Source organism: Vibrio sp. SCSIO 43140 (assembly GCF_023716585.1).
GTDB classification, from domain to species: domain Bacteria; phylum Pseudomonadota; class Gammaproteobacteria; order Enterobacterales; family Vibrionaceae; genus Vibrio; species Vibrio maritimus_B.
On sequence record NZ_CP071850.1, the window covers coordinates 3,695,076 to 3,709,078 of the forward strand.

11 protein-coding genes are annotated in these 14,003 nt (G+C 43.2%); all 11 read right to left on the reverse strand.

What is annotated here, in order from left to right; all coding sequences use genetic code 11:
• Window positions 1-103: 103 nt before the first annotated feature.
• The 11 genes from J4N45_RS17590 to J4N45_RS17640 all read right to left on the reverse strand — a co-directional run bounded on the left by J4N45_RS17590 (window position 104) and on the right by J4N45_RS17640 (window position 13,996).
• Window positions 104-1,357, reverse strand: coding sequence for a lipopolysaccharide biosynthesis protein (locus J4N45_RS17590; RefSeq protein ID WP_252012828.1), 1,254 nt, complete (start codon window positions 1,355-1,357; stop codon window positions 104-106).
• A gap of 3 nt (window positions 1,358-1,360) precedes the next feature.
• Window positions 1,361-2,434, reverse strand: coding sequence for a DegT/DnrJ/EryC1/StrS family aminotransferase (locus J4N45_RS17595; RefSeq protein WP_252012830.1), 1,074 nt, complete (start codon window positions 2,432-2,434; stop codon window positions 1,361-1,363).
• Window position 2,435: 1 nt separating this feature from the next.
• A complete protein-coding gene (locus J4N45_RS17600; protein WP_252012832.1) occupies window positions 2,436-3,020 on the reverse strand; it encodes an acyltransferase in 585 nt (194 codons plus the stop codon).
• Window positions 3,021-3,025: 5 nt separating this feature from the next.
• Window positions 3,026-3,973: a Gfo/Idh/MocA family protein gene (locus J4N45_RS17605; protein WP_252012834.1), complete on the reverse strand. Its 948-nt coding sequence runs from the start codon at window positions 3,971-3,973 to the stop codon at window positions 3,026-3,028.
• A gap of 2 nt (window positions 3,974-3,975) precedes the next feature.
• Window positions 3,976-5,256, reverse strand: a complete 1,281-nt coding sequence (gene tviB / locus J4N45_RS17610) for a Vi polysaccharide biosynthesis UDP-N-acetylglucosamine C-6 dehydrogenase TviB (RefSeq protein ID WP_252012836.1) — start codon at window positions 5,254-5,256, stop codon at window positions 3,976-3,978.
• Window positions 5,257-5,769: 513 nt separating this feature from the next.
• On the reverse strand, window positions 5,770-7,932 hold the full coding sequence (locus tag J4N45_RS17615) for a polysaccharide biosynthesis tyrosine autokinase (protein WP_252012837.1): 2,163 nt from the start codon (window positions 7,930-7,932) through the stop codon (window positions 5,770-5,772).
• Between the two features lie 69 nt (window positions 7,933-8,001).
• The gene (locus J4N45_RS17620; protein WP_353505875.1) at window positions 8,002-8,256 is read right to left on the reverse strand and encodes a four helix bundle protein; all 255 of its coding nucleotides are present in this window, start codon (window positions 8,254-8,256) and stop codon (window positions 8,002-8,004) included.
• A gap of 349 nt (window positions 8,257-8,605) precedes the next feature.
• The gene (locus tag J4N45_RS17625; RefSeq protein WP_252012839.1) at window positions 8,606-9,046 is read right to left on the reverse strand and encodes an arsenate reductase/protein-tyrosine-phosphatase family protein; all 441 of its coding nucleotides are present in this window, start codon (window positions 9,044-9,046) and stop codon (window positions 8,606-8,608) included.
• Window positions 9,047-9,123: 77 nt separating this feature from the next.
• Window positions 9,124-10,257, reverse strand: coding sequence for a polysaccharide export protein (locus J4N45_RS17630; RefSeq protein ID WP_252012840.1), 1,134 nt, complete (start codon window positions 10,255-10,257; stop codon window positions 9,124-9,126).
• A gap of 798 nt (window positions 10,258-11,055) precedes the next feature.
• Complete coding sequence (locus tag J4N45_RS17635; protein WP_252012841.1) at window positions 11,056-13,245, reverse strand: YjbH domain-containing protein; 2,190 nt, start codon at window positions 13,243-13,245, stop codon at window positions 11,056-11,058.
• Window positions 13,238-13,996, reverse strand: a complete 759-nt coding sequence (locus tag J4N45_RS17640) for a capsule biosynthesis GfcC family protein (RefSeq protein WP_252012842.1) — start codon at window positions 13,994-13,996, stop codon at window positions 13,238-13,240. The genes J4N45_RS17635 and J4N45_RS17640 overlap by 8 nt, the downstream gene beginning before the upstream one ends.
• Window positions 13,997-14,003 lie beyond the last annotated feature (7 nt).

Below are 14,003 nucleotides of genomic sequence, written 5' to 3' on the forward strand. Positions count from 1 at the left end.
TAACCTTTTAGAAAATATGTAAATTACAAATAAAAAAGAAAGAACTATCATGTTGAATTAGCTTAGCACACATAAATTCAAATGAGCCGCTATTTGTGAAGTGCTATACTGATTTTGGTTTAGTCAATATATAGGACAGCAATAAATGAACACCGTAATATAATGAAAACGATACGGAAATTGCAAATATCGACATAGTTTCACTATCAAAATAGAACAAAGATAGCATTATCATAGAGAAAAGTGCTATCATGCACATTAGGTTCCAGGTTTGTTTTTCTGCGATGTAAAGCATAAAACTTAATGGTCCCGCCATAAATCTGAGAAAAAGAGCAGGTAGCAATAACTTTGCATATAAACCTGCCGTAGTCCATTCCGGGCCAAATACAATAGAAAATAGATATTCTACGGTGAAGTACAATACCAATGTAGGTGGCAAGCCCATAATAAACAGCGCCTTCAGCGTCTTTATATATATAACCCTTGAATTGCCCTTTTTATAGTCCTCTGCCGCTTTTTGTTTAAAAACATCTAATATTGAAGTTGATATCAAAGTAATAGGGATTTGAAGCGTTTTCTGAGTTAAGTAATAAAAACCAGCAACAGTCGGAGAATAAAGTGTTGATAGAAGTATGTTCGGCGCTTGATTTGCCATTATATTTAGCACACTCGAAGGACCATCCAATAAAGGGAATTTGCTATACTTTTTAGCTAATTTAAATGCCTGCGCTATACGAAATGAAGTCAGAATTGCTTTATCACGTTTCAGCAACTCTCTAATAAATAGACCTATACCAAGTATCAACCCAACCAACGAACCAAGAATCAAACCGCTCACACTGTTTGTCGGAAAGAGTGCTAATTGTCCTCCCGAACTGCCAGTACTTTTAACCACCCTATTTTGGGCCAGATGCAAATATCGCTTTTGGCGATTCTGCCAGTAGTTGATTGACTGATAGCACCCTGTCAGCATTGTCGCAATAGGCACTATATAAAGCCAAGTTTCAATGCCCTCTTGGCCTAAAAATACTGCTATTTCATGACTAAAAAAAGCGACAAGCATAAAAATGCAAATACTTGAAAGAATAGTCACCAGCAGAGCAACGAACATTACGTTAATTGCATCTTTTTGTCTATTCGGTAGCAAAATTGCCAATTCATACCTTCCAGTACAAACCACCGAGAACACTGCGACCAAGGCTGTATATAGCGCAAACAGTCCAAAATCACTCGGACTGTAAATACGAGTTAATATTGGTGTAATGGCCAATGGTATTACCTGAGCAACAGATGTTCCCGTCATCAACAACATCACACTCTTTACAAAGTCTGATTTTGGTTTAATTCTATTCAGCATAGCCTAATCTTTATTAACATAGCCATGCATAGGTAAACTAAAAATTTCCACTGACAGCTTTTCTGCAAACGGGAAATCTCCCTTTGTATAGCCTAAATATGAAAATGCGGTTTGCTCATGCATACAAGTGCGATAATAGACCATTGTTGGAATACTTGTGTCATTAAAATACTCAATATACTTTTCACGCTCTTTCGAGACAACTGAATACTGAGCCCATGAACTGCTGTAGCCCTTAGGAACTATAGGAAGCTTGAGATCACCAGCGAGGTTTTTGGAATACTGGTTGGCAAGTTCATTGCGTTTTGTCAATTCTGTAGGGAATTCGGCCAATTTTTCTAATAATATAGCTGCTTGAATTGTATCTAAACGGCTATTAACACCGATACGAACGTTATCATACTTATCACTACCTTTCCCATGTACACGATATGAACGTAGCAACTCCGCGTACTCATCATTATCGGTAAACACAGCCCCACCATCACCGTAGCAACCCAATGGTTTTGCCGGAAAGAAGCTAGTTGTGGCGATATCACCAAAACTACCCGCTCGTTGGCCATTGATTGAACCGCCAAATCCCTGTGCCGCATCTTCAATCAACTTGAGATCGTACTTCTTCGCAATACGCTCTAGTTCAGGATAGTTAGCAGGAAGTCCAAACAAGTCCACCGCGATAATCGCTTTGGGGTTAAGCTCTCCGGCCGCCAGTGTTTGTTCAATGCGTTTTTCCAAATCTTTCGGGCAGATATTGAACGTGTCTTCGTCGGAGTCCACAAAAACGGGGGTTGCTCCTGCAAACGCAACCGCCTCTGCTGTCGCGAAAAACGTGAACGTTGGGCAGAACACCCCGTCGCCTGGTTTTACATCCAACACCATCATACACAGTGTCAGAGCATCGGTACCATTGGCACAAGTGATTGCGTGTTTCACACCAACATATTCTGCAAGCTTCTCTTCAAGCTCGAAGACTTCAGGCCCCATGATGTATTGACCATGGTCTAGTACATCATGAATACGCTTATCAATACGGGTTTTAAGGTGTTGGTATTGTGCCTGTAAATCAATGAATTGCATATTAGTTCTCTACTTTACTCAAAACAGAGTCAATCAGTTGGTAAGTGGTATTGGTGTGAGGACAGTCCACTTTGGCATTACCCGTAAGTGGAAGGTCAAGTTGTTCACCGTATTCACTCATCCAGCCGATTTGTTTTGCTGGGACACCCACCATAAGCGCATAGGGTTTAACGTCTGCATTGATGACTGCTCCGGCACCGACAAACGCATATTCCCCAACGGTAACGCCACAAACAATTGTGCAATTAGCTCCCAATGTTGCGCCACGCTTCACTAAGGTGTCAAGGTATTCGCTTTTACGTTCAATGCCAGAGCGAGGGTTGTACACATTTGTGAACACCATGCTCGGCCCGCAGAACACTTCAGCTTCTAGGTGCACATTGTCATATACCGATACGTTATTTTGGATCTTGCACTTGTCGCCGATGGTTACTTTGTTGCCAACAAAAACATTTTGGCCAAGGGAAACACCCGAGCCAACACGCGCACCACCGCAAACATGGGTAAAATGCCACACGCGAGACGCTTCTCCAATCAAAGCACCATCGTCAACGATGGCGCTTTCGTGTTTATAGAATTTTGTCATAACGTTTACTTTAGAACTTTAAACAATAATGGGTGTGCTTTTTCATCAGCTTTTACTATGTCGCTGTGACGAATATGCTCAACCGTTTCAATTGCTACGCGGTTTTCATCCACACCATAGCCAGTGCCTTTGAGCACATTTTCATAACTTTTAGTGTGTAGATCCGTAAAGCCACCAGAAAATTCCAACTCTTCATCACCAATGGTAATGCTGCGGTAAGTCATTTTTTCACCTTGGACTGCGTTCTCAGGAAGGTTGTTCGCATCTATTGATAAGAACCAGCGAACACGAGCACGTTCATACTCTAGGTAGCCACTTGCCGTCTTCTCATCTTTAAAGTGCACTTCGTTGTGCTTCAAATCACCAAAGACAAAATGCAACATGTCATAGAAATGCACGCCTACATTGGTCGCGACACCACCCGACTTTTGGTCAAACCCCTTCCAAGATTTCAGATACCATTTGCCGCGCGACGTCATGTACGTCAGGTCAACATCGAAAATCTTATCGGCAGGTGCGGCCGCAACCTTCTCTTTTAGCGCAATGATAGATGGGTGCAGACGCAATTGGAGAATTGAATTTATCTTTGCACCATACAATTCCTCGTATTGCTTCAGCACATTCAAATCGTCTGAGCACAATACCAGTGGCTTTTCGCAGATTACGTCAATGCCATTTTTCAGCGCATATTTCATGTGCGGCGCGTGTAGATAGTTTGGGCTACAAATTGAGATGTAGTCCAGCTTTTCACCTCTCAGTTGTTGGTCTTCAACAAAAGCTGAAAAGTCTTCAAATTCAGTAAAGAATTCCGCTTCAGGGAAATGGCTGTCCATGATGCCCACGGAGTCATTGATATCCATCGCCACAACCAAATCATTACCGGTATCTTTGATAGCTCTTAAGTGACGGGGTGCAATGTAACCTGACGCACCAATTAATGCAAACTTCTTCATTACTACAACCTTATATCCGCATCGTGAACACCCAAAATGTGTTTCACATCATAAACAACATGATTTTCTTTACATAGAGAACGTATTTTTTCGATACCTAGCTCTTTAATCTCTGAATGGTCAACTGCCAAAATTACACCGTCATAATCGGTATCCACGATTTCACTTATTAGTTCGATACCATACTCTTCTTGAACTTCTTCTTTATCTGCCCAAGAGTCATAAACATCGACCAGCATATTGAAGTCCTTCAGCTCGTTCACGATATCAATAATTTTGGTGTTACGGACATCCGGACAATCACCTTTAAAGGTAAAGCCCATGACCAAGACTTTTGCTTCATCAATGTGGATTTTCTTACTTGCCAGTTTCTTTACAAACTGAGTCGCAGTGTATTCGCCCATGCCGTCATTAATACGGCGGCCAGCAAGAATCACCTCTGGTCGGTAACCTACTTCTTGGGCTTTATGCGTCAAATAATATGGGTCAACACTGATGCAATGACCACCTACCAAACCCGGTTTGAACTTGAGGAAATTCCATTTAGTACCGGCCGCATTCAATACTTCTTCTGTATCGATATCTAGCTTATTAAATATCTTCGCAAACTCATTGATAATCGCAATATTCAAATCGCGCTGAGTGTTTTCAATTACCTTTGCCGCCTCTGCCACTTTAATGGAAGACGCTTTATGCGTACCCGCAGTGATAATAGACGCGTACAAAGCGTCAACCTTGTCAGCCACTTCTGGGGTCGAGCCTGAGGTTATTTTAAGAATCTTAGTCAGCGTGTTTACTTTGTCGCCTGGGTTGATGCGTTCCGGACTGTATCCTGCGAAAAAGTCTTCATTGAATTTAAGGCCCGACTCTTTTTCGATAATTGGTAAGCAGACTTCTTCTGTTGCACCAGGATAAACGGTTGACTCAAAAATAACGATGTCACCTTTTGAAATCACGGTAGATAGAGCAAAAGAAGCCTTACGAAGAGGTGTTAGGTCCGGCGCTTTACTATCATCAATTGGCGTAGGAACCGTTACAATGTAAACGTTCGCGTCTTTGATGTCAGCCAAATCAGACGTGTAAGACAAGTATTCTGCTGTTTTTAGTTCATCCGACTCTACTTCAAGTGTTTTATCGATACCTTGGCGAAGTTCTTCGACGCGCTGTTGATTAATATCAAAGCCAATCGTCGGATATTTTTTGCCGAGTTCTACAGCCAATGGCAAGCCTACGTAGCCCTGCCCAATAATAGCTAGCCTTATATTGCCTAAGGTTTCACTCATTGAAATTCCTTACTAATTATTAGAGAAAAAAATTTGAAATTGTAAATGAACAGTTGCCAAAGCTATGGGAAATCATGAACATCCTTGCTACGTAGGGGTTGAAAGCTAGTCAGAAACATCATTTCTAACCGACCAACAAGTCACGTTTAAATCATAACTTACTGGTTTTGTTATTCATTAAAAAATCGCGAGAATTCGATAAACCGGAAAAGTCAAAACTTTAACTGCTCTCTCTACCTTATTGGGTCGTCAGCCCTTTAAACATGGGCACGTAAATGATTTTTCCCTGATGCAAGATGACAAATAAATGCCTCAGACATTTCGCATTCACTGAGACACTTTCTATTCATTTTGAGACAGGCTATTTCACCTATCTCATTGTAATTCATTGTTTTTGGTATTTTTATCCCACCCGCCCCAATAGGTCTAGATTTTCACTAGACCTAGAGCTTCCGTTACATACTCGCTTCATCGGGGACGAGAGCAGGTAACAACGTTCTGACTCACCGATACTTATTTCTTATCGTTAGTGTAAGCATAATTATAATAACCATAGCCATATGAACTCGAAGCTTTCTTCTCTATCGCATTAAAGATCACGCCTTTCACCTCAATACCAGATTGCTCAAATCGACCTTGGGCAACTTCTATCTCTTTAATCGTGTTTTGACCAAAGCGTGCAACCATTAGAGTCGTACCTGCTAATGCGCCCACAATACTTGGGTCGGTTACTGCCAGCACAGGTGGTGTATCAAGGATAACTAGGTCGTAGTGTTCAGATGCCCACTCGGTAAACTCTTTAAATCTTGGATGCATTAGGAGCTCAGATGGGTTTGGTGGAACTTGACCGCGAGTTATTACATCAAGGTTATCAACGGCTGTGGATTTTATTGCCTGTTCAGTACTAATTTTTCCGCTTAGCATTTCAGACAAACCATCGTCCCACTTGAGATCAAAGTGCTTCTGCAAATAGCCTTTACGCATATCCGCATCGACAAGAAGTACTTTTTGACCTGTTTTCGCCGCCACAGCGGCAAAGTTTGAAGAAACAAAAGATTTACCAATACCCGGCGCAGGGCCAGAAATCATTAGAATATTGTTTTTCGCTTCCATCATGGCAAAGTGCAAGCTGGTACGAAGGCCACGTAGCGATTCAATGGACAGATCAGCTGGGTTAGATTCTGCTAAAAGTTTTTGCTTCCCTTTATTGCGCTTCGACAATTGTTCCAGCTGCAACTGCATGTCTGATTTAGGAACACTTGCATACACAGGTAAGCCAATCGCTTCAATCTCATCTGGAGACTCGACACCTCTGTGAAAGGCCGCTCTCACTAAAACAAACGCTACACTCAGCATACCGCCCAGTAGTGTTGCTAGCACAACGATCAGTGGTTTCTTTGGTTTAACTGCATTGGTGTAAGACTGCGCTGAATCAACAATGCGTACGTTGCCGACTGTACCTGCTTTCATAATATTCAGCTCTTGCACCTTATTTAAAAGCTGAACATAAATTTGCTGGTTTACCTCAACGTCACGCGTCATACGCAATACTTCGCGCTGTGTTTTTGGCAGTTTTTGGATTTGCTGATTCAAACGCTGCTTTTCTTTCAGCAAAGTTTCACGTTTTTCAAGCAGCGAACGATAAGCAGGGTGATCAGGCGTAAAACGTTGGCTCACTTCACTTTCTTTGAAAGTGAGTTCATTGAGTTGCGCTTCAAGTTCTACCATCACTTTTAGCGTTGATTGAGCCTCTAAGCCTAAATCTACAGATTCATTTTCTTGACGATATTGGTTTAACGTGTCTTCTGCCGCTGTGAGACTGGTTTTAATGTCTGGTAAATGGCCTTTAAGAAAATCGAGGCTTTTTTCCGCTTCTGCGGATTGGCGCGCTACGTTTTGTAGGAAGTAATTTTGGCTGATGTCGTTGAGAACTCGCTCTAGCGTAATTTTACGCTCACCCTCTAACGAGAGTTGTAATATACCCGTTTGCTTGCCGCGCTCGGAAATCGAAAGCGCTTGCTGCAGAGAGTTTATGGCATCGATGCGAGCAACCTTACCGAGTGAATATTCTTGTTCATTTTTACCCGACAGCTCAGTAACAAACAACTTATAGCCGTTGCCTTCAGCGAGCACTCCTACATCACCCGCCAACAGGACATTGCCTTCTGCATCATAAAGCTCATAAGTTTGATTGTTTTCGTCCAACTGTTTCAATGTGAGCGATTGATCTTTTAAATAATGCCAACGTTCAGGCACCTCTAATCGACCAACATCAATAAACGCTTGCTCACCCATAATTCTTGCCAAACCTTTTCCGATAATAGGAAGATACTCTGGTGTTGCTCTCGTCGTTAAATTTAACTTATCAACCGTTTGCCCCAAGACCATACGAGAGTTAATCAGCTCGATCTCAGTTGTTGCTGAGGACTCTTGGGCAAACATATCACCAAGCCCTTCACTTAACAGTGACGACATACCACCACTTTTTTGCTCAACTTGTATTAGTGCATCGGCTTTATAGATGGGGGTGGCTAAAAGTGCATAAGCAACACCGAAGCAGGCGAAGAAGAAAGTTGTGAATAGGATGACCCATTTGGCGTCTAGGAGGATGCCGAAAAGTTTGCCTAGGTCGATTTCGTCGGGAGTGGACGTGTTAGGTTGTTGTGATGTAGTCATGATGAAAGTATTGTTCCGGTTAAAGCAATAATTTTAGGTCCTTGGTCCTTGGTCCTTGGTCCTTGGTGATTACTCGGGGTCGTAAGAAGCACTTTCTTCTTTGACTGAGCCTCGACGAATTTTAATTAGTTTTGCTAGCATGGCAGAAATATGTTTTGCTTCACTGATGAACTCCTTTGATTTCTCTTTATTCAAATAGTTCAGCTCTGCTGCTATGTATAGCTGTGTAATCATTTCTCCACATGAGCCTTTGGCTATGTAAAGAAACCGTGCTGATTCTCTAGCTGTCTCACGCTCTTCACCTTCAGTAATGTTGGAAGGCACTGAAAAGAGAGCTTCGTGATAATTGATCTTTTAAGCTGAAGTTCCTGCAAGAATCGAGCTCCTTGATGATTTCGACGCATAGCCGTGAACTCTTTTTCCAAACTTCTAGTTTTTCAAATTGCAAAGTAAGTCCTTGGTCCTTGGTCCTTGGTCCTTGGTCCTTGGTCCTTGGTCCTTGGTCCTTGGTCCTTGGTCCTTGGTCCTTGGTCCTTGGTCCTTGGTCCTACAGAATTTTGTTTTTTGGTTGTTTTTGTCAACCAAAAGCAACCGCAATAATCAACATTATCGACTTGATTTAAGTCGACTCCACCTAGAACCTAGGCCCATCTTTCTCCTAGGACCGCTCTACCTACAGCTTTTTAACCCACTCCCCCGCACTCCGTTCAATCAACTCATAGGCATGATCAAACGCTTCGCGGCTTTGTCGATATGGGTCTGGGATGTCTTGTTGACCAATCCATTGACCGAAGAGCATGGTTTTACCGCGAGCTTCTGGAGCGATGCTGGTTAGGGCTTCTATGTGACCTTTTTCCATGACTAGGATTAGGTCATAGTCTTTGCAGAGTTCGCTTGTTAGTTGCTGAGATGCGTGGGGTGTTAAATCGATATCGTGTTCTTCGGCAACTTCTATTGCTGTTTTGTCTGCTGGTTTACCGACTAGGCCGCTTTTGGCTGATGCGATGCCAGCGGATGCTACTGTTTTGTTTGGTAGCATCTTAGCTAGCATATATTCGCCGATAGGGGAGCGACAGATGTTGCCTACGCAGACGACTAGGATTTTGTTGAACATGTTTAAAAGCGGTCCTGTGGTTCTATGGTTCTATGGTTCTATGGCCTGCCATAAGGCCATAGAACCGCTTAAATCCTTTAGTTGTTCCAACCCCTATATGAATTACCCGCATCACCAATATTCTTAAGCCCCGTTAGCGTTGGTAGTAACTGCGTCATTAAGCGATTCCAGCGAGCTAGTGGTGTGGCAGTAACGTAGACAACGTCGTATGGTTCTAGTTCGAACTCTGTGCCTAAGAACAAAGCTGTGGCGTCTTGCATGTTGAGTTGGTAGATGCTGGCGATTTTGTCGGTTTCACTGCCGCGGGTTGGGCGGATGACAAAGATACCCGTTGCTTCGGCTGCGACTTCATTGATGCCACCTACTGAACTTAATGCTTCAGTTAGGCTCATGCCGTTGCGTTCCATTTTTAGGGTTTGTGGGTCGCCAACCTCACCCATTACAAACACTTTTTGCGCGTCGTTGCGTGGCACGTGGATGATATCGCCTGGTTGCATTAGGCGGTTTTGCTGTAGGTCGCCTTTTTGCATTAACGCATATAGGGAGATACGCTCTTCGATACCGTTACGAGTTAGAGTGACGTTTCGCCAATCTGCATGCTCCTCAAGCCCACCAGCTTGGTTTACAGCATCGAGCAATGTCATTGGGATGTTGGTGACCGCACGTTGCCCTGGAGAGCCAACCTCTCCTGTTACGTAGACTTTTTTTGAACGAAATGAAGCCACGTTTACATCAACTTGTGGGCTCTCGATATACCGTTCGAGACGCTTTGTCATCTCCATACGGATTTCACGAACAGTTTTGCCCTCGACATGCACTAGGCCAATGTATGGATAAAAGATGGTTCCGTCAGCATTCACCCAATTACCCGCCTCTGCAGAGCTACGATAAGAACCCGCAGGAATCGTGAGCTCGGGGTGGTCCCAAATGGTCACATTAAGGATGTCACCCGGACCGACTTTATACTGGTACTTGGCAATCTCAAGATCTAACGTCGGGTTTGATTGAGCAACAGGCTCTGGCGATTTGAATGAAGCAACACGTTCAGGAGTAAGAGGATAAACATTAACGAGCTTAGAAAGGTCTGTAGTTTCGCCTTCCGCTTGCACAACATTTTTATCACTGGTCGAGATGTGACCACCAGGTAAAGTACACCCTGCAATCGCTAGTGGAAGCAGAGTGGCAATAGTCAATTTTTTAAGATTGTTCATGGGTATTTGAAGCCAGTTCCTAGTTTTGGTCCGAGTTTACTCGTCCCGGTCCCTGAGAGTGAATGCTAGTGAGTATTTTTCTTTTGTTAAGAGCGAGGGTCAAGGTGTGAATATCATTTACTTACCAATTTGGGCACTAGATCGCCTAGTTTTAATACGCTACCGCCCTTTGGTCGTGTTGCGCTTAACCCTATTGCGCATCCTTAAGCGAGTTTTTTCGTAACACGACTGGCAACGTTACATTTAAGTAAATAATTACCGAGGCACGTACTTTATATCATGAATATGAAACTAAAATGTCACACTCAATTGACGTATTTTTTCTTTTGAAAGCTCTATCTTTACTCAAAAACTTGTAAGAAACTTACCATTTTTTGAGTCATTGCATTATCCACATAGAAAAAAGCATTACAAGCAACTCGTCTCGTATTGCGATATGGTATCTATGATGGTTTTTGGCACGTCTCGATAGCGTGATATCACGCATGTCGCATGACGTTAACGTCATTAGCAGATAGGTATGGTTAACTGACATATTGATGTGTATTCCAACCCCTCGCGACTATTTGTTTTAAGCCAAATCGCTTTAACGCTATGCTGCGTTTAGGGTTGGTAACCATTTATCTTATACTGTCGCAGTGGTGCTTTAAGCACTCTGTGAAGCAACAGTCATTTTGGTAATATTATTCCGGAATTACGCCTAAAACCCAAGGACTTTCAGCCCCCAAAACGTGGCACAGATCACAGGACTGTCAGCATAAAATATTTTCACTGACAGTCCTGTAAGGATTTGTATTGCTAGTTAGAAGAAGGTCTTTGCAGCCAAGGGGATCGAGCATCAGTCACGCTAAACAGCTCGTATTTACGGCCAAGCATCTGCCCACCATCTCGCGTTATTGGCTGCCAGTTAAAGCTAGCTCGATTTGCGCTTGGTTTGACGGTCATGATGTCAAATGGAATAGAGACATAGAAGCCTTTGGTAAAGCTGCCTTCTCCGAACTCTTCTGAGCTAAGGTCGGTAAAGCTGGCGTAAGCTCCAGCTATAACACCACTCTTAAACTGCTTTGAGAAATCTATTCGAGTACCTAAGTCTCCTGCCAAAAACTTACCAACACCCACTTTTAGTAAAGTATTGTCGATGAATGACCACTGCGGCATGTAATAACCGGTTAAGAAGCCTGTCGTTCCTTTCGTTACTACTTTAAATGGGCGTCCAAATTCGGGTATCGATTGGTCTTCTTCATCAAAAACGCCAAATGGACTTCTTGGGTCGCGCTGTGACACTATGTTTACGTCAGCACCAATGGCCCAGTTTTTATTTAGGGGCCGATAAAGGAGTTCACCGCCCGCGCCTGCAAACATCGTCTCTAGGTAGCCCCCATAGACTTGACCATAGAAGCCATTGCCAAATTCTTGGAAATAGGTTGCTTGAAGGTTTTTCACCCAAAGCGTGTTGTCAGATACGTAAGCTCTGAATAGTGTCCTTACCCTCGGAACATTAGTGCCATCCGGTGGGACGATATAGTTAAACTTATCGTAATTATCTAGCAAATTAAGATGCACTGTACCCGATAGATTTAAATTTTTAGTCGTCCACATTTCAGCGCTGCCATCGATACCGATTTCATATAGGTAGAAATTTTCAGCGGAGCCGATCGACTGTGCGAGGGTTGGCCTGAAGGAGTAGTCAAAACGGTTAAAGCCATCGTATTCTGTTGAGCCGTTGCTATCGCTAGCTAGTTCAGTTTCTACCATTGCATCGGTAACTTCGCGATCTATCGGTTGCTCAATGGCGATCTGCTTGAAAGCTTCAACATCTATTTGCGTCTCTGTTTGAGGCTGATTGAGGTTAGTTTCAATGATTTTGTATGAGGAAATCTCTGGTGGCAGCTCGCTGGCAAGTACTCTTGCAGCGCGTTCACGTGCTTCTGCTCGATCTCGGTACTTCGTTTGCTTACCGATTATAGTTACTGATGAACCGCTGCGTTTTATTGCAACGTCATCATAACCGGCATTCTTGCTCAGTTCGCCTGCAATTTTGTCCCAATCAACCGCCGCTATGTTGTCCGACGTTTCAGTTGGGCGTAGTTCAGGTTTTGGTTCGTCCAACCAATACGATTTTGCGTCATTAAAATTAGTGCGCAATGTGACGCCAAGTGCGACAGCGTTGCCTCTCTGATAACTTGCTCGAATGTCGCCCCAATTGCCTAATTGATAAAGAGCACCAACGTTCCACGGTGTTGAGGGGGTCATATCAACACCCGCTCTCACTACAGGAAAGTCTTGAGAATAGTCATTAGAATCATATTCAAGTTTAAAACGGAGTGGTTGCCAAGGTGTTTGGTATTCAATACCACCGAATAATGCTGCTGGTCCTTTAAACCAGCGCTCGTAGTCGACCATCCCACCACTGCCTTTCAAATCTGAAGGGCGCGTGCAGTAGCCATCACTAATTTTGCAAAAAGGATTAACGATATTGTCACGAGTACCTAGGTATCCCCAGCCCATACCTAAGGTAAAGTCTAAGTTTCCAAATCGTTTGGTCGCAGCGATAAACTCCCCATCAAACAAACCTGTACCGCCGAAATCACGCAAACCGATCGATGTTTCAGGTAAGTAATCGCCTTCTTTCAGTAAGCGAAATTTTAGGTCAATACCTTTGTCTGTGTATTTGGTGTCGCCGCTAAAGCTTGGGTCGTTACTGTATAGCAAATCTTGGACTAGTGTGTAGCGAATCGTAGTTTCGAGCCATGGCATCACCTGTAAGCTGATATTGTACTTGTGGTAATGCTCATTCCAGTCACCGTTAAAGCTAAACTCACCCTCGGCCGCCATTCGACCTGTTGGCATTTGCATTAATCCAACGCCACCAAAATCAGATTGAGAGGGGGTTAGCGTTGCTGGTTTGAAAGCATCGGCTTTTGCGGTGGCCGTTAACGCTAGCGTGACGGCTGCAGCTATCAGTGAAGGTGTCATCGTATTATTCATTGTTTTTTACCTTGTGACGCAGCAGCTCAACGTAATCCTTGTTGAGTGATTCAAATTCAGAGGGCAGGGACTTAGTAGGGACATAAACGATAGCGCCTGGTGCTATGAAGTGAGGTTTGAAATTCCATAAACCATAATCGGTTTGCTGAATGTTCCCATCAGGTTGAATAACCCAAGCGATGCTTTCGCTTGCTGATTTTAGCCGTATATGTCCCATTGATTTAAAGTAATCGGCTAAGAACCATTGAGCGCGGTGAGGAGTTTCCTCTATCTTGTTAATCGCTCCCATGAAGATGACTTGATTGTTCCTTGGACCAATATTTAGTTCGTAGTTACCTGTTAATAATGGGTTGCCTTCATGCTGTGATTGCACAACATCGTAGTCGAGTGAAGTAAACTCTCGATACTTGAAACTGAATTGTTGGATCTGTTCTAAAAGGTAATTGGCACCAATTTCCGGCTCTTGTTGCTGCAGTGATTCTAGTTTCTTAACGAGCTCATCAACCTGGTTTTCAATTATTGATTGTTTACTTAATGAAAATAGTTGGGCTTGAACGCTATCTAGAGAGGTTCGATTCTTTAGAGCTTGTGAATGGGTGTCTCTTAATACGGTTTCGAGGCGTGTAGGTTGGGAATATTCCAAACGAACAGACTGCTCTGGGAGTAACACCGATAGCTCAGCGCTGACTGCAAAAAAGGGACAGGCAAGTAGTAGTGCAGAACAACGTCTTTTTAGCCATCCGTGTATCATTATTCTT